Origin of the sequence: Serratia sp. BNK-4, from assembly GCF_048685115.1 — a bacterium.
Taxonomy (GTDB): Bacteria; Pseudomonadota; Gammaproteobacteria; order Enterobacterales; family Enterobacteriaceae; genus Serratia; species Serratia bockelmannii.
Window position 1 is genome coordinate 794,790 of the sequence record NZ_JBLQTM010000001.1, and the last position, 22,203, is coordinate 816,992.

At 62.1% G+C, this 22,203-nt stretch carries 18 protein-coding genes; 10 read left to right on the forward strand and 8 right to left on the reverse strand.

All coding sequences use genetic code 11. The features are described from left to right. Nucleotides 1–142 precede the first annotated feature (142 nt). The 6 genes from adk to ACMGGW_RS03815 all read left to right on the forward strand — a co-directional run bounded on the left by adk (nucleotide 143) and on the right by ACMGGW_RS03815 (nucleotide 7,122). Nucleotides 143–787, forward strand: coding sequence for an adenylate kinase (gene adk, locus ACMGGW_RS03790; protein WP_025301793.1), 645 nt, complete (start codon nucleotides 143–145; stop codon nucleotides 785–787). Between the two features lie 166 nt (nucleotides 788–953). Continuing rightward, nucleotides 954–2,087 (forward strand): sugar diacid recognition domain-containing protein, encoded by a 1,134-nt coding sequence (locus tag ACMGGW_RS03795; RefSeq protein WP_025301794.1) that lies wholly within the window; start codon nucleotides 954–956, stop codon nucleotides 2,085–2,087. A gap of 119 nt (nucleotides 2,088–2,206) precedes the next feature. Next, on the forward strand, nucleotides 2,207–3,472 hold the full coding sequence (locus tag ACMGGW_RS03800; protein ID WP_025301795.1) for a GntP family permease: 1,266 nt from the start codon (nucleotides 2,207–2,209) through the stop codon (nucleotides 3,470–3,472). A gap of 9 nt (nucleotides 3,473–3,481) precedes the next feature. After that, a complete protein-coding gene (locus tag ACMGGW_RS03805) occupies nucleotides 3,482–4,645 on the forward strand; it encodes a glycerate kinase (protein ID WP_089195595.1) in 1,164 nt (387 codons plus the stop codon). 119 nt (nucleotides 4,646–4,764) lie between these two features. Beyond that, nucleotides 4,765–5,727 (forward strand): ferrochelatase, encoded by a 963-nt coding sequence (hemH, locus tag ACMGGW_RS03810; RefSeq protein ID WP_004940253.1) that lies wholly within the window; start codon nucleotides 4,765–4,767, stop codon nucleotides 5,725–5,727. A gap of 90 nt (nucleotides 5,728–5,817) precedes the next feature. Beyond that, the gene (locus ACMGGW_RS03815; RefSeq protein ID WP_025301797.1) at nucleotides 5,818–7,122 is read left to right on the forward strand and encodes an inosine/guanosine kinase; all 1,305 of its coding nucleotides are present in this window, start codon (nucleotides 5,818–5,820) and stop codon (nucleotides 7,120–7,122) included. A gap of 58 nt (nucleotides 7,123–7,180) precedes the next feature. Here ACMGGW_RS03815 and ybaL read toward each other — a convergent pair whose 3' ends face one another. Further along, nucleotides 7,181–8,872, reverse strand: coding sequence for a YbaL family putative K(+) efflux transporter (gene ybaL / locus ACMGGW_RS03820; RefSeq protein ID WP_025301798.1), 1,692 nt, complete (start codon nucleotides 8,870–8,872; stop codon nucleotides 7,181–7,183). 245 nt (nucleotides 8,873–9,117) lie between these two features. Further along, a complete protein-coding gene (locus ACMGGW_RS03825) occupies nucleotides 9,118–10,338 on the reverse strand; it encodes an MFS transporter (RefSeq protein WP_049206191.1) in 1,221 nt (406 codons plus the stop codon). Nucleotides 10,339–10,516: 178 nt separating this feature from the next. On the opposite strand from ACMGGW_RS03825, the gene ushA reads away from it, so the two are divergent. Continuing rightward, entirely contained in the window at nucleotides 10,517–12,169 is a 1,653-nt protein-coding gene (gene ushA, locus ACMGGW_RS03830) for a bifunctional UDP-sugar hydrolase/5'-nucleotidase UshA (protein WP_197832320.1), read from the forward strand. Between the two features lie 108 nt (nucleotides 12,170–12,277). Here the strand turns inward: ushA and ACMGGW_RS03835 are convergent, their stop codons facing one another. Beyond that, nucleotides 12,278–13,045, reverse strand: a complete 768-nt coding sequence (locus ACMGGW_RS03835; RefSeq protein ID WP_147823487.1) for an AraC family transcriptional regulator — start codon at nucleotides 13,043–13,045, stop codon at nucleotides 12,278–12,280. Nucleotides 13,046–13,145: 100 nt separating this feature from the next. Here ACMGGW_RS03835 and ACMGGW_RS03840 point away from each other — a divergent pair, with 100 nt between their 5' ends. Both ACMGGW_RS03840 and dacB read left to right on the forward strand, forming a co-directional pair. After that, nucleotides 13,146–14,309, forward strand: a complete 1,164-nt coding sequence (locus tag ACMGGW_RS03840) for an MFS transporter (RefSeq protein WP_197832319.1) — start codon at nucleotides 13,146–13,148, stop codon at nucleotides 14,307–14,309. 92 nt (nucleotides 14,310–14,401) lie between these two features. Further along, a complete protein-coding gene (dacB, locus tag ACMGGW_RS03845; RefSeq protein WP_197832318.1) occupies nucleotides 14,402–15,868 on the forward strand; it encodes a D-alanyl-D-alanine carboxypeptidase/D-alanyl-D-alanine-endopeptidase in 1,467 nt (488 codons plus the stop codon). Nucleotides 15,869–15,878: 10 nt separating this feature from the next. On the opposite strand, the gene ybaK is transcribed toward dacB, so the two are convergent. The 3 genes from ybaK to copA form a co-directional block, all read right to left on the reverse strand. Next, the gene (ybaK, locus tag ACMGGW_RS03850; protein ID WP_049272291.1) at nucleotides 15,879–16,358 is read right to left on the reverse strand and encodes a Cys-tRNA(Pro)/Cys-tRNA(Cys) deacylase YbaK; all 480 of its coding nucleotides are present in this window, start codon (nucleotides 16,356–16,358) and stop codon (nucleotides 15,879–15,881) included. Nucleotides 16,359–16,586: 228 nt separating this feature from the next. Then, a complete protein-coding gene (locus tag ACMGGW_RS03855; protein WP_197832317.1) occupies nucleotides 16,587–17,393 on the reverse strand; it encodes a TraB/GumN family protein in 807 nt (268 codons plus the stop codon). Nucleotides 17,394–17,526: 133 nt separating this feature from the next. Next, nucleotides 17,527–20,238, reverse strand: a complete 2,712-nt coding sequence (gene copA, locus ACMGGW_RS03860) for a copper-exporting P-type ATPase CopA (protein WP_127146257.1) — start codon at nucleotides 20,236–20,238, stop codon at nucleotides 17,527–17,529. Between the two features lie 107 nt (nucleotides 20,239–20,345). Here copA and cueR point away from each other — a divergent pair, with 107 nt between their 5' ends. Then, the gene (cueR, locus tag ACMGGW_RS03865; protein WP_025301807.1) at nucleotides 20,346–20,747 is read left to right on the forward strand and encodes a Cu(I)-responsive transcriptional regulator; all 402 of its coding nucleotides are present in this window, start codon (nucleotides 20,346–20,348) and stop codon (nucleotides 20,745–20,747) included. Here the strand turns inward: cueR and ACMGGW_RS03870 are convergent. Together ACMGGW_RS03870 and ACMGGW_RS03875 are read right to left on the reverse strand one after the other, a co-directional pair. Then, nucleotides 20,744–21,205 (reverse strand): NfeD family protein, encoded by a 462-nt coding sequence (locus ACMGGW_RS03870; RefSeq protein ID WP_025301808.1) that lies wholly within the window; start codon nucleotides 21,203–21,205, stop codon nucleotides 20,744–20,746. The genes cueR and ACMGGW_RS03870 overlap by 4 nt on opposite strands. A gap of 2 nt (nucleotides 21,206–21,207) precedes the next feature. Beyond that, complete coding sequence (locus ACMGGW_RS03875; RefSeq protein ID WP_004940203.1) at nucleotides 21,208–22,113, reverse strand: SPFH domain-containing protein; 906 nt, start codon at nucleotides 22,111–22,113, stop codon at nucleotides 21,208–21,210. Between the last annotated feature and the right edge of the window lie 90 nt (nucleotides 22,114–22,203).

Below are 22,203 nucleotides of genomic sequence, written 5' to 3' on the forward strand. Positions count from 1 at the left end.
TTTTCTTGCCTTTTGTTCGTCCGTTTTTTTGCACATTCCGCAATCGATTTCCTTCGCGCGCCTTGAGCCTGCCCCCCCTGAAATGGTATCGTTGAGCGTTTTCGCAATTTTATAAAAACTACATAGCAAGGGGATTTACGCAATGCGTATCATTCTGCTGGGCGCTCCGGGCGCTGGTAAAGGTACTCAGGCTCAATTCATCATGGAGAAATACGGCATTCCGCAAATCTCCACCGGTGACATGTTGCGCGCAGCCGTGAAGGCCGGCAGTGAACTGGGCAAGCAGGCGAAAGAGATCATGGACGCCGGCAAGCTGGTGACCGATGAGCTGGTGATCGCGCTGGTCAAAGAGCGCATCACGCAGGAAGATTGCCGCAAGGGCTTCCTGCTGGACGGCTTCCCACGCACCATTCCGCAGGCTGACGCGATGAAAGAAGCCGGCATCAACGTGGACTTCGTGCTGGAGTTCGACGTGCCGGACGAGCTGATCGTTGACCGCATCGTTGGCCGCCGCGTACACGCGCCGTCCGGCCGCGTCTACCACGTGAAGTTCAACCCGCCGCAGGTGGAAGGCAAAGACGACGTGACCGGCGAAGAGCTGACCACGCGCAAGGACGATCAGGAAGAGACCGTGCGCAAGCGCCTGGTGGAATACCATCAGATGACCGCGCCGCTGATCTCTTACTACAGCAAAGAAGCGGCAGCGGGCAACACCCAATACCGCAAAATCGACGGCACCCGCAAGGTGGCCGAAGTGAGCGCAGAGCTGGCGACTATCCTCGGTTGATAGCAAACTGGCAGTGCATGACGCCGGGCCTGTGGTCCGGCGTTTTTTTTTGCCGTTTTCCCGCCAAATTGTGATCGCGGCAGCTTGTTGCGGCCGTGCCCGTTAATCGCCCGCGCTAAATGGCGTATAACAAGCCTGCGTTTTCACCCTCAGCAGGGAGCCGGGCATGCTCAGACAAACCAATCTTCTGGCGGAAGCCACCGCGCGCCAGATCGTCCAGCGGGCGATGGGCATCATCAGCCATTCCGTCAACGTGATGGACAGCAACGGCGTGATCATCGCCTCCGGCAACCCGCAGCGCCTGTTCCAGCGTCATGAAGGCGCGGTGCTGGCGCTGGCGGAGAACCGGGTGGTGGAAATCGACCGCGCCACCGCCGAACACCTGAAGGGCGTGCGGCCCGGCATCAACCTGCCGTTCAGCTTTCGCAATCAGCGGGTGGGGGTGATCGGCATCTCCGGCGAGCCGGCCGAGGTGCGCGCCTACGCTGAACTGGTGAAGATGGCGGCGGAGATGATGGTGGAGCAGGCGGCGCTGCTGGATCAGCACCAGTGGGAAAAACGCTACCGGGAAGAGCTGGCGAACCAGCTGCTGCAGCCGCAGCCGAACACCGCGTCGCTGGAAGCGATGGCGGCGTATCTGGGATTGGATCTTCGCCAGGCGCGCATCGTCTGGATCGTCGAGCTGCAAGAGGCGCAGCCGCACCTGCTGCGTGAGCTGTTGGCGGAGCTGGAGGCCACCCAGCGCGACGCGTTGATCGCCATTACCGGCTTCAATGAAATGACCCTGTTGCGCCCGGCCTGCATGGCTCAGGGCGAATGGAGTTTGAAGCTGGAGCGCCAGCAGGCGCAGCGTTTGCAAAACCAGCTAAAACACCGCTTTCGGGTGCGGCTGATCGTCGGCGGTTTTTATGACGATCCGCAAAGCGCCTACCGTTCCAGCCTGACGGCGCGTGCCACCCAGGCAATGGCGCAGCGCCTGAAACTGCGTCACGCCACGCTGTTCTACCACGACTATCCGCTGCCGTCGCTGCTGTGCGATCTCGGGGAGGACTGGCGAGCGCAAGAGCTGGGGCGCCCCTGGCGGACGCTGGGCGAACAGGATGAAAAAGGCGTGCTGCGCGCCACGCTGCGCCACTATTTTTCGCAGAATTGTGATCAGACGCAGGCCGCCGCGCAGCTGCATATTCACGTCAATACCCTGCGCTACCGCCTGCAGCGCATCGAAGCCATAACTGGCATGAAAATCAATCAATTAACCGACGCTCTGCGGTTGTATATCGGCATGCTGATGCACGACTGAGTTGTGCCAACCCACAAATTTCGCGCCGTTCCTTCGGCAATTTTTTGTTGTTTCCCCTCAGGTCAACGCCGGGCGCGCGGGATATGTTGGCCTGCACATCAACCACGGAGAAAACAACAATGACAACCGTATCCACTCTGGGAGCGCTGGTGGCGTTAGCCGTCGCCATCGTTCTGATCCTACGCAAGGTGCCGCCGGCTTACGGCATGATTGCCGGCGCGCTGGCGGGCGGGCTGTGCGGCGGCGCCGATCTGGTGCAGACCGTAACGCTGATGATCGGCGGGGCGCAGGGCATCACCAACGCCGTGATGCGCATTCTGGCGGCGGGGGTATTGGCCGGGGTGCTGATCGAATCCGGCGCGGCGCACACCATCGCCGAAACCATCGTGCGCAAAGTGGGCGAAACCCGCGCGCTGCTGGCGCTGGCGGTGGCTACACTGATCCTGACGGCGGTGGGGGTGTTTATCGATGTGGCGGTGATCACCGTCGCGCCGATCGCGCTGTCGATCGCCCAGAGGGCCGGCATTTCGCGCGCGGCGATCCTGCTGGCGATGATCGGCGGCGGCAAGGCCGGCAACGTGATGTCTCCCAACCCGAACACCATCGCGGCGGCGGACAACTTCCATGTGCCGCTCACTTCGGTGATGATGGCCGGCATCGTGCCGGGGCTGTGCGGCCTGGTGGTGGCCTATCTGCTGGCGCGCCGCCTGAGCGATAAAGGCGGCAGGGTGATGGCTGAAGAGCTGACTCAGCATGCCGAAGGGGCGCGGCCGGGCTTCGCTGCGGCGATCAGCGCGCCGCTGGTGGCGATCCTGCTGCTGTCGCTGCGGCCGATCGCCGGTATCGCCGTCGATCCGCTGATCGCGCTGCCTGCTGGCGGGTTGGCGGGCGCGCTGCTGATGGGGCGCATCCGCCAGTGCAATCAGTTTATGGTTTCCGGCCTGTCGCGCATGGCGCCGGTGGCGATTATGCTGCTCGGCACCGGCACGCTGGCGGGCATTATCGCCAACTCGGCGCTGAAGGATGTCTTGATTAACGGTTTGACGCACACCGGGCTACCGGCCTGGCTGCTGGCGCCGCTGTCCGGCGCGCTGATGTCGATGGCGACCGCCTCGACCACCGCCGGCACCGCCGTGGCTTCCGGGGTGTTCAGCTCCACGCTGCTCGAGCTGGGGGTGAGCGGATTGGCCGGTGCGGCGATGATCCATGCGGGCGCCACGGTGCTGGATCACCTGCCGCACGGCAGCTTCTTCCACGCCACCGGCGGCAGCGTCAATATGGCGGTGCACGAGCGGCTGAAGCTGCTGCCGTATGAAACGCTGGTGGGGTTCACCATTGCGGCAATCTCGGCGCTGATGTTTGGCGTATTTAACCTGGCGGGATAAGGAACAGTGATGAAAACGCTGAAAAAAGTGGTTATTGCCCCGGATTCTTTCAAAGAGAGCCTGAGCGCGCTCGGCGTCGCTGACGCCATCGAGCGGGGATTCCGCCAAATTTACCCGCAGGCGCACTACGTGAAGCTGCCGATGGCGGACGGCGGCGAAGGCACAGTGGAGTCGATGGTGGCGGCCACCGGCGGCGAAATCGTCCAGGTGACGGTCACCGGGCCGCTGGGGGAGCCGGTGTTGGGATTTTATGGCCTGCTGGGCGACGGCGAAACCGCGGTGATTGAAATGGCCGCCGCTTCCGGGCTGCATTTGGCGCCGCCCAACCGGCGCGATCCGCGCATCACCACCAGTTACGGCACCGGTGAGCTGATGCTGGCGGCGCTGGAGCGCGGCGTGAAGGCGATCATTCTCGGCATCGGCGGCAGCGCCACCAACGACGGCGGCGCTGGGATGATGCAGGCGCTGGGCGTTAAATTGCTGGATAAGGATCGCCGGCCGCTGCCGGTGGGCGGTGCGGCACTGGCGCAGCTGGTGCATCTCGATCTCGCCGGGCTGGACGCGCGTTGGCAACGGGTGAGCGTAACCGCCGCCTGCGACGTGGATAACCCGCTGTGCGGCGAAAAGGGCGCGTCGGCGGTGTTCGGGCCGCAGAAGGGGGCGACGCCGGAGATGGTGGCCCAGCTCGATGCGGCGCTGCATCACTATGGTGAACTGCTGGAGCGGGAAACCGGCCGCGCCGTGCTGACCCAGCCAGGGGCGGGCGCGGCGGGCGGCATGGGGGCGGCGCTGCTTGGCATGCTCGAAGCGCGCTTGCGGCCGGGCATCGAGATTGTCACCGAAACCCTGCGCCTGGATGAAGCGGTGCGCGATGCCGACTTGGTGATCACCGGCGAAGGGCGGCTGGACAGCCAGTCGATCCACGGCAAAACGCCGATCGGCGTGGCGCGAGTGGCCAAGCGTCACGGCGTGCCGGTGATCGCCATCGCCGGCAGCCTGACGCCGGATTATTCGGTGGTGCATCAACACGGCATCGATGCGGCGTTTTCGGTGCTCGATCGCATCGTGACGCTGGAAGACGCGCTGGCGGACGCCGATCGCAATCTGCAGGTGACGGCGCGCAACGTGGCGGCGGTATGGCAACTGGCGCAAGGGGGAAGCCCACAGGGATAGCCTGTTGCTGTTATCGGTTCCGACGCAGGACTTTTCCGTTACAATAGCCGGCATTAATGGCTGCTGACATCCCGACCCAGAACGGAATGCCGGCCGGAAAGGAAATGAGGGGAACTGAGATGAAGCAAGAGAAACACGGCGTATTGCTGGTGAACCTGGGCACACCAGATGCGCCGACCTCGTCGGCGGTCAAACGCTATCTGAAGGAATTCCTCAGTGACGATCGCGTGGTCGACACGGCGCCGCTGATCTGGTGGCCGATCCTCAACGGCGCGATCCTGCCGATCCGCTCGCCGCGCGTGGCGAAGCTCTATCAGTCGGTGTGGATGGAAGAAGGCTCGCCGCTGCTGGTATACAGCCGCCGCCAACAGCGGGCGCTGGCGGCGCGCATGCCGAATACGCCGGTGGAGCTGGGAATGAGCTACGGCTCGCCAAGTTTGGCGGAAGCCATCGACAAGCTGCTGGCGCAAGGTGTGACCAACCTGGTGGTGCTGCCGCTCTACCCGCAATACTCCTGTTCCACCAGCGCGGCGGTATGGGATGGCGTAGCGCGAGTGCTGAAAGGCTATCGCCGCTTGCCGTCGGTGGCCTTCATCCGCGATTACGCCGAACACCCGGCCTATATCGCCGCGCTGCAGCAAAGCGTGGAGCGCTCGTTCGCCGAGCACGGCCAGCCGGATCGGCTGGTGTTGTCGTTCCACGGCATCCCCAAACGCTATGCGCGCCTGGGCGACGACTACCCGCAGCGCTGCGAGGATACGCTGCGTGCGCTGAGCGCCACGCTGCCGCTGGCGCCGGAGCGCGTGATGATGACGTACCAATCGCGCTTTGGCCGCGAGCCGTGGCTGACGCCATACACCGATGAGACCCTGAAGGGGCTGCCGGCGCAGGGCGTGAAGCACATTCAGCTGATTTGCCCCGGTTTCTCGGCGGACTGCCTGGAAACGCTGGAAGAGATCAAAGAACAGAACCGCGAGATCTTCCTCAAGGCCGGCGGCGAGAAGTTTGAATATATCTCGGCGTTGAACGACGAGCCGGCGCATATCGATATGATGCAGCAGCTGGTGGCGCAGCGCCTGTAATCATCCATAATCTGTCTATTAGATGCATCGTGATCGGGCGGGGATGTGTTAACATTCTCCGCTTGTTAAACCGTCACCACCGCCAATCACATGAAATTTCCTGGTAAACGCAAGTCCAAACACTATTTCCCGGTGAGCGCCCGCGATCCGCTTCTGCAGCAGGCTCAGCCCGAAAGTGAAATCAGCACCTCGTATATCGTCGGCATCGATCAGACGCTGGTGGATATCGAGGCGAAAGTGGACGACGCTTTTGTCCAGCGCTACGGCCTGAGCCTGGGCCACTCTCTGGTGATCGAAGACGACGTCGCCGAGGCGCTGTATCAGGAACTGAACGAAAACAACCTGGTTACCCATCAGTTCGCCGGCGGCACCATCGGTAACACCATGCACAACTATTCGGTGCTGGCGGACGATCGCTCGGTGCTGCTCGGCGTGATGTGCAGCAACGTGAAAATCGGCAGCTACGCCTACCGTTATCTGTGCAATACCTCCAGCCGTACCGATCTCAACTATCTGCAGGGCGTAGACGGCGCCATCGGCCGCTGCTTCACGCTGATCGGGGAAAGCGGCGAGCGCACCTTCGCCATCAACCCTGGCCAAATGAACCAGCTGCGCCCGGAAAGCATTCCTGAAGAGGTGATCGCCGGCGCGTCGGCGCTGGTGCTGAGCTCTTATCTGGTGCGCTGTAAGGAGGGGGAGCCGATGAAGGCCGCCACCCTGCAGGCGATCGAATATGCCAAAAAACACGACGTGCCGGTGGTGTTGACGCTGGGCACCAAGTACGTGATCGCCGACAACCCGCAGTGGTGGCGCGACTTCCTGAAGGAAAACGTGACGATTCTGGCGATGAATGAAGACGAAGCGCTGGAGCTGACCGGGCTGAGCGATCCGCTGACCGCCTCGGACATGGCGCTGGAGTGGGTGGATCTGGTGCTGTGCACCGCCGGGCCGAACGGCCTGTATATGGCGGGTTACACCGAAGAAGCCAACAAGCGCCAGACCCAGCACCCGCTGCTGCCGGGGCATATCGCCGAGTTCAACCGCTACGAATTCAGCCGCGCCATGCGCCGCGAACACTGTGAAAATCCGCTGCGCGTTTATTCGCACATCGCGCCTTATATGGGCGGCCCCGAGAGGATCATGAACACCAACGGCGCCGGCGACGGCGCACTGTCGGCGTTGCTGCACGATATCGCCGCCAACGGCTATCACCGCCATAACGTGCCGAATTCCAGCAAGCACGTGCGCAGTTACCTGACATACTCTTCGTTGGCGCAGGTGTGCAAATACGCCAACCGCGTCAGCTACCAGGTGTTGAACCAGCATTCGCCGCGCCTCACTCGCGGCCTGCCGGAGCGCGAAGACAGCCTGGAAGAGTCTTACTGGGAGCGTTAACCCGCTGAAAAAGAAAAGGTCCGGCATGCCGGACCTTTTTTTGTGCGCGCGGGGCGTTTCAGATCGGGCAGCCGCCCATTTTTTCTTCTTCGCTCAGGGTGTCCAGCTGCAGGATGTTCAGCATGCTGTTGGCGATCTCCCGTTCGCCCATCACTACCTGATTGGCGCCGCGATCGGTGATGTAGGCCACCTCGTCGTCGTAGTGGGCGCGGGCGATGATCTCGATGTTCGGGCGCTTGGCGCGCGCCGAGGCGACGATCTCGCCGGCCTCATAGCCGTTGGGGATAGTCAGCAGCAGCCAGCGTGCGCAGTCGAGCCGCGCCAGATCCATCACTTCCGGATTGGCGGCGTTGCCCAACACCGTCTTGATGCCTTGCTCGCGCAGCGCTTCCACCCGCGGGCGGGAGTTTTCGATCACCACCAGCGGAATGCCCGCCTCGGCCAGTTTGCCGCCCAGCAGGCTGCCGACGCGGCCGTAGCCGACCACCAGCGCATGGTTGCACATCTCTACCGGGATCTGCTTCTCTTCTTCCACCGCCTCTTCGAGGATTTGCTCTTCGATGGTTTCGGTCTTGGCCAGATAGCGCTCCAGCAGGGTGAACAACAGCGGGTTGAGCATGATCGACAGGATAGCGCCTGCCAGCACCAGATTGCGACCGTGTTCCGACATCATGCCGAGCGTGATGCCGAGGCCCGCCAGAATAAAGGCGAACTCGCCGATCTGTGCCAGGCTGGCGGAGATGGTCAGCGCGGTGCGCTTGGAGTGGCCGAACATTTTCACCAGCAGGAACGCAGCGGCGGATTTGCCGAACACGATGATCGCCAGCGTCGCCAGCACCGCCAGCGGTTCGTTAATCACGATCATCGGATCGAACAGCATGCCGACCGAGACGAAGAACAGCACCGCGAACGCGTCGCGCAGCGGCAGGGTATCGTGCGCCGCGCGGTGGCTCAGTTCGGACTCGTTCAGCACCATGCCGGCGAAGAAGGCGCCCAGGGCGAAGGAGACGTCGAACAGTTTCACCGCGCCGTAGGCGATGCCGAGCGCCAGCGCCAATACCGCCAGGGTGAACAGTTCGCGCGAGCCGGTGCTGGCGGTTTTCGACAGGATCCACGGTACCAGACGGCGGCCGACCACGATCATCAGCGCGATGAAGGCGATGACCTTGCCGATGGTCAGCGCCAGCTCCATCAGCAGTTGGCCGCTGCTGGCGTTGTTGTTGCCCAGCATGTTGCCGAAGGCCGGTAGTAACACCAGCGTCAGCACCATCGCCAAATCTTCGACGATCAGCCAGCCGATGGCGATTTGCCCGCGCTGGCTGTCGATCAGCTGCCGTTCCTCCAGCGCGCGCAGCAGCACCACGGTGCTGGCGGTGGAGAGACAGAGGCCGAACACCAGCCCGGAGATCAGATCCCAGCCGAGCAGCTTGGACAGCCCCATGCCGAGCAGGGTAGCGACGGCTATCTGCGCCACGGCGCCGGGTATGGCGATAGATTTTACTGCGAGGAGGTCTTTCAAAGAGAAGTGCAGGCCAACACCGAACATCAACAGGATAACGCCGATTTCCGCCAGTTCCGGCGCCAGTGAGGTATCAGCAACGAAACCGGGGGTGAACGGGCCGGCGAGTACCCCTGCGGCCAGATACCCCACCAGAGGGGAGATGCGCAGGCGGTTCGCCAGCATGCCGAGGAGGAAGGCGAGTACTAACCCTCCGACGATGGTGGTAATGAGCGGTGTTGAATTATGCATCCATACTCCTTCTGGCTATGCATCGCGGCACGGGAGAAACGCAACAAAGTTACGAAAAGATACATTTAGTTTATTGCATTTGTTCGCGGCTTGCTTGGCTAATTTGGCCTTTTTTGTAAAAAAGCAGAGGATTTCACTTAAGGCGGGGCAATAAGGGAGTTTTGTGTCAGATAAGCCAAATAACATTGATTTATCCGTAGGATAACCCGGATGAATAAATAATTTCATCCGGGCGGTTCGCGGGGTTATTGCGGTTTATGCTCCATATTGGGCAGTAGCGCGGTGATAATGCCGATCAGCGGTAGGAAAGCACAGATTTGGTAGACCAGTTCGATACTGGTTAAATCGGCGACATAACCAAGAACTGCCGCGCCTAACCCGCCCATACCGAAAGCAAAACCGAAGAATAAGCCGGAAACCATGCCGACTTTACCGGGGATAAGCTCCTGAGCGTAGACCAGAATGGCGGAGAACGCCGAGGCGAGAATAACTCCAATGATCACCGTTAAAATGCCGGTCCAATAGAGTGATGCATAGGGTAAAACAAGGGTAAATGGTGCAGCGCCGAGAATAGAGCCCCAAATAACGTATTTACGCCCTATCTTATCGCCAAGAGGCCCGCCGATAATGGTGCCAGCCGCTACAGCGAACAGGAAGGCGAACAGATGAATTTGCGCATTCTGCACTGAAACGCCGAACTTATGTATCAGATAAAAGGTGTAATAGCTGCTAATGCTGGCCAAGTAGAAGTATTTGGAGAAAATTAGCACCAGAAGAATGCCCAGCGAGTAGGCAACGGTACGTTTTGGCAGCGGTTTCAGCATCGACGGGCTTTTCGGCTGCCCTTTAGTTGCCCGGTGCTGATGTTGATACCACTTGCTGACCTGCAGCAATACCACGATCGCCAGCAGTGCCGCCAGCGTGAACCAGGCGACGTTGCCTTTGCCGTAAGGCGCGATGATCAGCGCGGCCAGCAGCGGGCCGAGCGAGCTGCCGAAGTTGCCGCCGACCTGGAACAGCGACTGCGCCAGGCCGTGTCGTCCGCCGGAGGCCATGCGCGCCACGCGCGAGGATTCCGGGTGGAAGACCGATGAGCCGGTGCCCACCAGCGCCGCCGCCAGCAGCACCAGCGGGAAGGTGCTCGCCACCGACAGCAGCAGCAGGCCGGACAGGGTAAAGCCCATGCCGATCGGCAACGAGTAAGGCTGCGGGTGTTTATCGGTGTAATACCCGATCAGCGGCTGCAGCAGCGAGGCGGTTAGCTGATAGGTCAGGGTGATCATGCCGATCTGCACGAAACTGAGGTGGAAATCGGCTTGCAGGATCGGGTAGATCGCCAGGATCAGCGACTGGATCATATCGTTGAGCAGGTGAGACACGCTGATGGCGCCAAGGATGGAGAAGGCGGTTCCCTTCACCGCACTGCCCTTGGCGGGCGGCATCGCGCTTTGGCTACTGTCGGTCATATTATTATTAGCCTGAGAAGTTGTTGAGCACAGAGATGACATCTTAGGCAGGGCGCCCAATTTTTACCATATCTGAAATAATCAGACTCACATCGCAAAAATTTGAAATCAGCTGTCATTAATTCGCGCTACAATTCCGCCCTCATCATAAAAGCTATTGAATACACGGAGATCCGCCATGCGTTTTTCGCTGAAAACCACCGCATGCGCGCTGGCCGTTTCCCTGACGTTGCTGTCGGGGGCCGCCAGTGCCTGGGAAAAGGATAAGACCTACGCCATCACCATTCTGCATACCAACGATCATCACGGTCACTTCTGGCAGAACGATCACGGCGAATACGGTCTGGGCGCGCAGAAAACGCTGGTGGACGGCATTCGTCAGGAAGTGGCGGCGCAGGGCGGCAGCCTGCTGTTGCTGTCCGGCGGCGATATCAACACCGGCGTGCCGGAATCGGATTTGCAGGACGCCGAGCCGGACTTCCGCGGCATGAACCTGGTGGGCTATGACGCGATGGCGATCGGCAACCACGAATTCGACAACCCGCTGAGCGTACTGCGCCAGCAGGAGAAATGGGCAACTTTCCCGCTGCTGTCCGCCAATATCTATCAGAAAAGCACCGGCCAACGCCTGTTCAAGCCTTACGCCTTGTTCGACAAGCAGGGCATCAAGATTGCCGTTATCGGCCTGACGACCGACGACACTGCTAAGATTGGCAACCCGGAGTACTTCACCGACATGGAGTTCCGCGTGCCGGCGCAGGAAGCGAAGCAGGTGGTGGAGCAACTTCGCAAGGACGAGAAGCCGGACGTGATTATCGCCGCCACCCACATGGGGCACTACGATAACGGCGAACACGGCTCGAACGCGCCGGGCGACGTGGAGATGGCGCGCAGCCTGCCGGCCGGATATCTCGACATGATCGTCGGCGGCCACTCACAGGATCCGGTGTGTATGGCCGGCGACAACCGCAAACAGGTGGATTATGTGCCGGGCACGCCGTGCTCGCCGGATCGCCAGAACGGCACCTGGATCGTGCAAGCGCATGAGTGGGGGAAATACGTGGGTCGCGCCGACTTCGAATTCCGCAACGGCGAGCTGAAGCTGGTGCATTATCAGCTGATCCCGGTAAACCTGAAGAAGAAGGTGGAGAAGACGGACGGCACCAGCGAGCGGGTGTACTACACCCAGCAGATTGCGGAAGATCCGACCATGATGAAGCTGCTGACGCCGTTCCAGGATAAGGGCAAGGCGCAGCTGGGCGTGAAGATCGGCAGCGTCAACGGCAAGCTTGAAGGCGATCGCAGCAAGGTGCGCTTCGTGCAGACCAACCTGGCTCGGGTGATGCTGGCGGCGCAGAGGGAGCGCGCCGACGCCGACTTCGCCGTGATGAGCGGCGGCGGGGTGCGCGATTCGATTGAAAGCGGCGATATCACCTACAAGAACGTGCTCAAGGTGCAGCCGTTTGGCAACACGTTGGTGCATGTCGATATGAAAGGCCGTGAGGTTGAACAGTATCTGGCGGTGGTGGCCAACATGAAGCCGGACTCCGGCGCCTACGCCCAGTTCGCCAACGTCAGCCTAGTGGCGGACGGCAAGGGCGTCAGCGAGGTGAAGATCAACGGCCAGCCGCTGCAGGCGGATAAAACCTACCGCATGGCGACACTGAACTTCAATGCGCTGGGCGGCGACGGCTATCCGAAGCTGGACGGGCTGCCGAGCTACGTCAACACCGGCTTTATCGATGCCGAAGTGCTGAAGCAGTACATCGAGAAACACTCGCCGCTGGATGCGGCGGCCTACGAGCCAAAGGGCGAGATCGTCTATCGATAGAGGTGTAGCGGAACGGCGTTCTCGCGTGTCGCGGGGGCGCCGTTCCCGCCTTCGCGAGCCTCCTCTCCATCAACGCCTTCTGTCGGCGTTGCCGTTTTAGACGGCGTCTTACTTTCGTCTCTCCATATACGCCCTCGCTGGGCAACCCATCATATTCTTGAAAAAAGTGGCGAAGGCGCTGTCGCTGGAAAACGCCAGCTGGCCGGCGACCTCGGATTGGCTCAGCCCTGCGGCCAACATCTCTATCGCTTTGATCAGGCGCCATTGCTGACGCCACTGTTGATAACTGAGACCGGTTTCACGGCGGAAAATCCGGCTGATGGTTTTCTCGGAAGCGCCGCTATAGCGCGATAGCTCGTGCAGCGGCGGAAGCATGTCCAGATTGGTCAGATGGCGCAGGCGCCGGTCGCTGGGCAGCGGCAGCAACGTCAGTTCGCGCGGTGCGGCGGCGATCTCGTCGAGGCAGACCGCCAGAATATTGGCGTGAGGCCCGTGCTGCCAGTCGGTGTCGAAAGCGGCGAACGCGATGCGTTCCAACACCTCGCGCAGCAGCGGCGAGGCTGTCAGTACGGCAAGCTGCGCAGGCAGACAGGCATAGCGATCGGCGTCGAGATAAAGCGAACGGTAACCGACGACGCCGTTGACCTGAACGCGGTGAGCCACCTGCGGCGGGATCCAGGCGACTCTGCCCGGCGGCAGCATACAGATGCTTTGGTTGAGCGTGATGCGCATGCTGCCTTGCTGACAGAACAGCAACTGCCCCCTGTCATGCCAATGCGTGCCCGAGTCGTGCTGCGCCAGTTCGGCGGCGATCCCGAGTACCCCGTTGTCGAGCGTATCCGGATTAAAACTGTCCTGCGCCTGAAGCCACGCCATAGTATGTCCGATTTTGTAAATTTATTGTCTTTTATATTGTAATCGGTACCGGGGAGCTGATGCTACCTTGTGCAGCCTATTCTTGGCTACAGGATCTGTTATGCAACGTAAACTGACGCTGACGCTGACGTTGGCGACGTCGATGATGATGTTTCCCCAGGTGGTGGAGACCATCTACAGCCCGGCATTGACGCACATTGCGCACGGTTTCCGGGTCAGTGCGGAGATGGCGGCGCAAACGCTCTCTTGTTACTTTTTCGCTTTTGCGCTCGGCGTGGTGGTATGGGGGCGGATGTGCGACGTCATCGGGCGGCGTCCTACCATTTTGGCCGGGCTGACGCTCTATCTGCTGGCTTCTATCATCGCGCTGTTCAGCGGCAGCTTCAGCGTGCTGCTGGCGGCGCGTGTGCTGGCCGCCTTTGGCGCGGCGGTCGGTTCGGTCGGGACGCAAACGGCGATTCGCGATCGCTTCGACGGTTATGAGTTGGCGCGGGTGTTCTCGGTGATGGGGATCGCCATGGCGATCAGTCCGGCGGTTGGCGTGTTGAGCGGCGCAGTGCTGACTTACTATTGGGGCTATCAGGGGGTGTTCGGCGGTTTGGCGCTGTTGGCGGCGCTGTTGTTGGGCTATGCCGGTTGGCAACTGCCGGAGACGCGTCCGCAACAGGTGGTGAAGAGTTCATTTTTCGGCACGCTGGGGCGGATGATCAAGGACGGGGATATTTGGCTCAGTGCGCTGTTGGTGGCGTTGTTCAATATTTGCATGTTCAGCTATTACCAACTGGCGCCATTCCACTTCTCAGCGTTGGGATTGCCGACGCAGTGGTTCGGTTATACCGGTTTGGTATTGGCGGTCGGAGTGGGTATCGGCGCGGCGATCAACAAGTTTTTGATCGGCAAACGCTGGCTGTTCCCCGCACTGTTGATGCTGGCCTGCGCGCTGTCGCTGACCGGCGGCCTGCTGGTATTGCTGCTGGAAGGGACCTTGTGGTTTGTTCTGCCGATGATGCTGGTGGTGATGGCGTACGGCATCGCCATTCCCAATATTCTGGCGCGCGCGCTGCGCCATTATAAAGACTGCATGGGCACTGCCGGCGCCATCCTTGGCCTGATGTATTACCTGATGCTCGGCGGTGGCCTGGTGCTGGCGGGGCTGTCGCTGCACCTGGGTGCCGTGCTGTCGCTCTGCAGTCTCTGCGTGCTGCTGTTGGCGTGGCGGGTGGCGCACAACGAGCGTCGTTTGGCGTTGCCTGCGCGTAGCTGAATGATAAACGGGGCGGACATTCTCGCCACCGCTGCCTTCCAATGATAGCCTGAGCGACAATTTGGTTTTGATAACGCAAACAGGAAGATGACATGTTGAAAACCGCAGGCTGGCTGCTGCCCGCCATCCTGGCGCTGGCGGGGTGTTCGTCATCCGGCCAAGGTCATGAGCAAACGCTTAGCCAGGCGCTGGCGGCCCTCGGCCAGGACAAGGCGCTGGTTGGGGCGTCGAGCGGCGTGATGGTGCGCGATGCCGAGAGCGGCACCGTGCTTTATCAGGCGCACGCGGAGCAGCGTTTGGCGCCGGCTTCCAACATGAAGATGTTCACTTCTCTGGCGGCGTTCGGCGTGCTGGGGGCGGATTACCGGTTTGAAACCCGGCTGCTGACCACCGGTGAACAGCGCGGCAACACCTTGCAGGGGGATCTCTATCTGCAGGGCAGCGGCGATCCGACGTTGCATCCTGACGATCTCGACACCTTCGCCGCCACGCTGGCGCAGCGCGGCGTTCGCCAGATTCATGGGCGGCTGATCCTGGACGCCAGCGCGTTCGATCAAACGCCATTCGGCGCCGGCTGGAGCTGGGACGATGAACCCTTTGCCTTCGCTGCACCGATCTCGGCGCTAAACTACGCCTTTACCCCTGGCGGCGATATCAACGTGGTGCGGGTGGATGTGCAACCGGGCGCCCGCGCCGGTGCGCCGGGGCGGGTGAGCTTCTATCCCGCCAATGACGCGGTGACGCTGGTCAACCGTACCAGCACCGGCGGCGACACCGCACTGACGTTCGAGCGCCAGCCGGGCAGTAATCGGGTTGTGGTCAGCGGCACCATCGCCGCGCAGGCGGAGGCCCGTTCGCGATTGATCACTGTCGATCAACCCACCCGCGTGGTTGGCGCCTTACTGCAAAATGCCCTGCGCGCGCACGGCATTACCCTGCGCGGTAATGCTGAAGAGGGCGTGACGCCGGCCGGCGCACAGCTGCTGGCGCAAAAAACCTCGCCGCCGCTCTCCCGCCTGATCGTCATCTTCCTGAAAGTGTCCAATAACGGTTACGGTGAGGTACTGACCAAAGCGATGGGCCGCAAAACGCAGGGTAAGGGGGATTGGGCCGCCGGCCTGCAGGCGATCGGCCAGTTTGTGCAAAGCCAGGGCATCGCGGCCGGCGCGTACCGTCAGGTGGACGGTTCAGGGCTGTCGCGCATGAACCAGATCACGCCGCAACAGCTGACGACGCTGCTGTTGGCGGCCAGAAAACAGCCGTGGTTCGCCGACTGGTATCGCGCTTTGCCCGTCGCGGGCCAGCCGGGGTTGCTGGTGGGCGGCACGCTGCAGCACCGTATGGTAAAAAGCGCGGCGGCGGGGCGCGCCCACGCCAAGAGCGGCTCCATGACCGGGGTCTCATCGCTCAGCGGCTATGTCGATTCGGCGACCGGACGGCCGCTGGCGTTCGCCATTATCAGCAACAACTATCTGGTGCCCGGCGCGGAGGTGAAGGCGCTGGAGGACCGCCTGGTGGAGACGCTGGCAGCCTGTGACGCCACGGTGGTGTGCCGCTGAGTACGCGTCGTCAGTCGCGTTTGGCGATGTCGGCGAAGCTGCCGGCCAGCAGGCGGCACAGATCGGCGGCGGCCAGCTCGATGTCCAGCCCGCGTTTGCCGCCGGAAACGTAGATGGTGGCGAACGCTTGCGCCGGGCTGTCGATCACCGTCGGCAGCCGTTTTTTCTGCCCCAGCGGGCTGATGCCGCCCACCAGATACCCGGTGACGCGCTGCGCCAGCTGCGGATCGGCCATCTCGGCCTTTTTGGCGCCGAGGGCGCGGGCAACCTTTTTCAGATCCAGCTGGGTGGCGACCGGCGTGACCGCCACCGCCAGGTGTTTGGCGTCGCCGTTCAGCGCCACCAGCAAGGTTTTGTAAACCCGATCGGCATCCAGCCCCAGCTTTCTCACTGCCTCGTCGCCGAAATTAGTTTCGTCGCTGTCGTGGTGATAAGGATGGAGGGTAAAGGTGACCTTTTGTTTTTCAAGCAGAACGACTGCGGGCGTCATGATGTGTTGTCCAAAATGTCCCCAGCGGGGAAGGGGTGATAACCAGTCTTAAAAATACAAAAATCCAACCTGCACGGCAACCTGAGCGGCTGTTACATAAAGCGGGTTGCCAAGATATTCACCGGGTTGCTACCCTGTTTACTGTAACCGTTAACACGGTTGCTATGCGTATAACTAGAATACAAGAAATTCCTCTTTGACTGGCCAATAGTGATATTGGCCACTTTTTTACCCCTGTGGCTGCAGCATCGCCGGCAGGTTATCCTCGCCATACAGGTGCAATGCGCCAACCGCCACCACATAGTCCCCGGCCGGCAGCGCCTCCAGCTGACGCCGCCAGTCGCGATTGCGCTGATGCATCAGCACGTCGTAAAGCCCAGCGCTGAAGGTGGCCGGCAGCGTGTCCAGCGTGCCGCGCGGTTTGGCGTCCAGCCACCAGCTCACCATGGTTTGCAGCAGCCGCGCGTTGGTATGCCAGTGTTCCAGCGTATCGCGCAGCAGTGCGATGCCGCCTTCCGGCAGCTGTTCCAGCATTGCCAACTGCTGCTGCGCCCCTTCAAGTTCGATCACCGGTTTGTCCTGCGCCCGGGCGGCCTGCAGCAGCTGATAATCTACGCCGTACTCTGCGCGCAGCCCCAGACGCTGAGCCTGCCGCGCCTGCATCATCAGCGCCACCTGCCAGCCGGGCAGGGTGGCGAAGGCGTGCGGATCGGCGCCCAGTTCGTGGCACAGCGCCAGCAGCTGTTGATACTCTTCGGCGGACAGGCGCTGTTCCAGCTCCGGCTGCTGTTCGGCGTGGTCGAAAGGGGAGGCGGCGCCGGTGATATCGGCTTCGACGATCAGCGCGTCGGCCTGTTGCAGCCGGGCGGCCAGCCGGGGCGGCAGCGGCGACATATCGACGGTGCCCATATGGATGCTGCCTACCAGATGCAGCCGACGTTTGCCCGGCAGGGTGATGTCCAGCGCCGGATAAGCGTAATTTTTGGGCGAGATCAGGCCGAGAAAGGCGGCGAGGCGGCGTAACAGTTGACCCATACGGCGTGGCTCCTGAATAACGGGTGCGCGTTTTCGCGTGCAAGGCGAGGGAAAATCGTCATTCATGCTAAACGCTATCCGCCGCGCAGGGAAGCCCGGAAAACAGCGGGGCGCCTTGACGGCGCCCCGGAGCTTACTTCCTGGGTTTAAAACGCAGCAGCCGGTTGGCGTTGCTGACTACGGTAATCGACGACAGCGCCATCGCGGCACCCGCCACCACCGGGCTGAGCAGTGTGCCGGTCAGCGGGTAGAGCACGCCGGCGGCGATTGGAATGCCCAGCGTATTATAGATAAAGGCGCCGAACAGGTTCTGCTTCATGTTGCGCAGCGTGGCCTTCGACAGCTCCACTGCATCCGCTACGCCATTCAGGCTGTGGCGCATCAGGGTGATGGCGGCGGTCTCGATGGCGATGTCGCTGCCGCCGCCCATCGCGATGCCCACGTCGGCCTGCGCCAGCGCCGGGGCGTCGTTGATGCCGTCGCCGACCATCGCCACGCGTTGGCCCTGCGCCTGCAGCTGTTTGATCGCCGCCGCTTTGCCGTCCGGCAGCACGCCGGCAATCACCCGATCGATACCGGCCTCTTTGGCGATGGCGTTGGCGGTCACCGGGTTGTCGCCGGTCAGCATCACCAGCTGATATCCCTGCTGGTGCAGGCGCTGCAGCGCCGCGATGCTGTCCTCGCGCAGCGGATCGCGAATGGCGAACAGCGCGGCCGGTTTACCGTCAACGGCCAGCAGCACCGGCGTCACGCCGCGTTCGGCCTGGGCGCGCATCGGCGCATCCAGTTCGGCGGTCGCGACCTGATGCTGTTCCAGCAGCGCGGCGTTACCCAGCAGCAACTGCGCGCCGTCGATCTCCCCGCTGACCCCGGCGCCGCGCAGGGTGCGGAACTGCGCCACCTGCGGCAGCGTTTGCCCGGCGGCGCGTTCCATGATGGCGCGCGCCAGCGGGTGGTTGGAGCCTTGTTCCAGCGCGGCGGCCCAGCCGATCGCCTGCTGCTCGCTGACCTGATTGAAGGTCAGGATCTCCACCACCTGCGGTTTCCCTTCGGTCAGGGTGCCGGTTTTGTCGAACACCAGGGTGTCCAACTGGCTGGCCTGTTGCAGGGCGTCGGCGTCGCGAACCAGCACGCCGAACTCCGCCGCGCGGCCGACGCCGGAGATGATCGACATCGGCGTTGCCAGGCCCAATGCGCACGGGCAGGCAATGATCAGCACCGTAGTGGCGATCACCAGCGTATAGACCAGCTGCGGCTGCGGGCCGAAGAAGTACCACATCGCTGCGCTGAACAGGGCGATCGCCACCACCGCCGGCACGAACACCGCCGAGACGCGGTCAGCCAACTGGCCAATCGCCGGTTTACTGCTCTGCGCCTGACGCACCAGTTTGATGATGCGCGCCAGCGTGGTTTGGCTACCGATGGCGGCGGCGCGGAACAGCACGCTGCCGTCGTCGACCACCGTCCCGGCATGCACCGTATCGCCGGGGCCTTTCTGCTGTGGCACCGCTTCGCCGGTCAGCATCGCTTCATCGAGCCAGACTTCGCCCTGCACGATTTCACCGTCGACCGGCACGCGATCGCCGGTGGTCAGCCGCAGCGTCATGCCGAGCTGCACCTCCGCCAGCGGGATATCGCGTTCGTCGTCGTCGGTCACCAGCCGCGCGGTGGGCGGTGTCAGATCCAGTAACCGCTCCAGCGCCTGTGAAGAACGCTGACGAGCGCGCTGCTCCAGCGCATGGCCGAGGTTGATCAAACCGATGATCATCGCGCTGGCCTCGTAATAGAGGTGGCGCGCTTCCATCGGGAAGAAATCGGGCCAAATGTTGACGGCGATCGAGTAAAGCCAGGCGGCGCCGGTGCCGAGTGCCACCAGGGTATCCATGGTGGCGCTGCCGTTCATCAGCGCGCGCCAGGCGTTGCGGTAGAAGTGCCCGCCGGCAAACACCATCACCGCCAGGGTGATGACGCCGACCAGCAGCCAGGGGCGCTGGGTTTCCGGCGTCAGCGTCATGCTGCCGCCGAACAGCCCCCAGGCCATCAGCGGGATACCCAACGCCAGCCCCAGCGCCGCCTGCCAGCTAAAGCGCTTCATGTTGGCGCGTGCGGTCTGCTGTTGGCGTTCGCGACGTTCTGTCTCGTCCTGAATCATCTCGGCACCGTAGCCGGCTTTTTCCACCGCCGCTACCAGTGCCTGCGCATCGGCGGCGCCGGTGACCAGCGCACTGCGCTCCGCCAGGTTGACGCGCGCGTGTTCAACGCCGGGGACGCTTTGCAGCGCATGCTGCACTTTATTGACACAGCTGGCGCAGGTCATGCCGCTGAGCAGCAGCTGTACGCTGTCGTCCGCGTTGTCGGTTGCCGGAAGGGGAGGCTGCGCCGCTGGCTGAACGTCCGGCAACGAAGGTGTTGCGTCAGTCAACGGCTCAGTTTTTGGGACGACGGCACCCGCCACGCTGGCGTGATAACCGGCATGTTCCACCGCGGCGATCAGCGCCTGCGGATCGGCATCGCCGTACACTTTCGCGCTGTCGATCTCGACCTCGGCGGCGAACACCCCCGGCACCGCTTCCAGCGCCTTGCGGGTGCTGCCGACGCAGTGCATGCAGCTCAGGCCGCTCAGCTGCAGTTCGGTGTCGGCGCGCGGCGCGACTTCGGCCTGATAGCCGGCGGCGATCACGCTGTCGATCAATGCGCTGTCCGGCGCTTCGCCGGTCACTTTGGCGTAATGAACGTTAACCTCCGCCTGTTCGACATCGCTGCGGCTTTCCAGGGCTTTTTTCACCCGCTGCGCGCAGTTCATGCAGGACAACCCCTGCAATGCCAGCATAGTGGTGTGTGACATGATTGAACTCCTTGCGTAGAGGCGGTGTTTAAAGGTTGACCGCCTGACCTGTTTTCACTAAGAATGGAGCTTAAACCTTCCAGCAAGGGTAAGGTCAAGGAGGGAAAATGAATATTAGCGACGTCGCGAAAAAAACCGGGTTAACCAGCAAGACGATTCGTTTTTACGAAGAGAAAGCGCTGATTACCGCCCCGATCCGTAGCGACAACGGTTACCGCCACTATTCCGCCAAGCATGTCGAAGAGCTGACGCTGCTGCGTCAGGCGCGGCAGGTGGGCTTCAACCTGGACGAGTGCCGCGAACTGGTGGCGTTGTTCAACGATCCGGCCCGCCACAGCGCCGACGTGAAGGCACGCACGCTGCAGAAGGTGGCGGAGATCGAAAAGCACATCAGCGAGCTGGGGAACATGCGCCAGCGCCTGCTGACGCTGGCGGAACAATGCCCGGGCGATGAGGGGGCGGAGTGCCCCATCATCAATAACCTGGCGGGGTGTTGTCGTTCTAATTAACGGCTGATGGCGCGGATCACCAGCGTGACCCCTTCCACCGCCACCACTTCCACCTCGGTGCCGGCGGGCAGATCTTCCGCCGCCTGCGCGCGCCAGCTGCTGTCGCCGATATTAATGCGCCCCATACCGTTGTGCATTGGCTCCGTCAGCGTGGCGCGGGTGCCGATCAGCTGGCGGTTGCGCTGGTTGAGCACCGGCGACCCGCCGGATGCGGCCGCCGGGCGCCGACGCAGCCAGTACCACCACAGGTAAGCGACGACGACGGTCAGGACGGCGAAGATCATGCCTTGCCATGCCCAGGAAAGCGGCGGCAGTAGCCAGATCAGGGCGCCGACCAACAGCGCCGCCACACCGCTCCACAGCAGGTAGCCGCCGGCGCCGAGCATTTCCGCCGCCAGCAACACGCCCCCGAGAGAGAGCCAGAACCACAGCGGATTCGCCGCGATCAGTTCGAGCATGATTATTTGCCTTTGCTTTCTTTCAGCAGTTCGGTAATGCCGCCGATCGAGCCGAGCAGGCTGCTGGCGTCCAGCGGCATCATCACCACTTTGCTGTTGTTGGAGGAACCGATCTTTTGCAGCGCGTCGGTGTATTTCTGCGCCACGAAGTAGTTCACCGCCTGAATGTTGCCGCTGGCGATGGCGTCGGATACCAGCTGGGTGGCGCGCGCCTCGGCCTCGGCGGCGCGTTCACGCGCTTCCGCCTGCAGGAACGCCGACTGGCGTTCGCCCTCGGCCTTCAGGATCTGCGATTGTTTCTCCCCCTCGGCGCGCAGAATGGCCGCCTGACGCACCCCCTCTGCCTCCAGGATGTCGGCGCGCTTGGTGCGCTCGGCCTTCATCTGGGCGTTCATCGAGGCGATCAGTTCCGCCGGCGGCCGCACGTCGCGGATCTCGATACGGGTGATTTTCACCCCCCAAGGATTGGTCGCTTCATCGACGATGTGCAGCAGGCGGCTGTTGATGCTGTCGCGCTGCGACAGCATTTCGTCGAGCTCCATTGAGCCGAGCACGGTGCGGAAGTTGGTCATGGTCAGGTTGACGATCGCCTGTTCGAGGTTGCTGACCTCGTAGGCGGCGCGCGCCGGATCGACCACCTGGATGAAGCACACCGCGTCGATGGCGACGTTGGCGTTATCGCGGGAAATCACCTCTTGGGAAGGGATATCCAGCACCTGCTCCATCATGTTGATTTTGCGGCCGATGCGGTCCATGAACGGCACCACCAGGTTCAGCCCCGGCATCAGCGTTTTGGTGTAGCGGCCGAAGCGTTCTACCGTCCATTGGAACCCCTGCGGCACAATTTTGACGCCGGCGAACACCACAATCAGCGCGACGACGATCACGATGGGAATAAAAGTAAGCATGCAAACCTCCTGTCAGACATATGTAAACAGATATTACGTCAGCGCCGGAAAAATGCCTACTGATACCGCGACTTAATCCAGGGCGCTGAC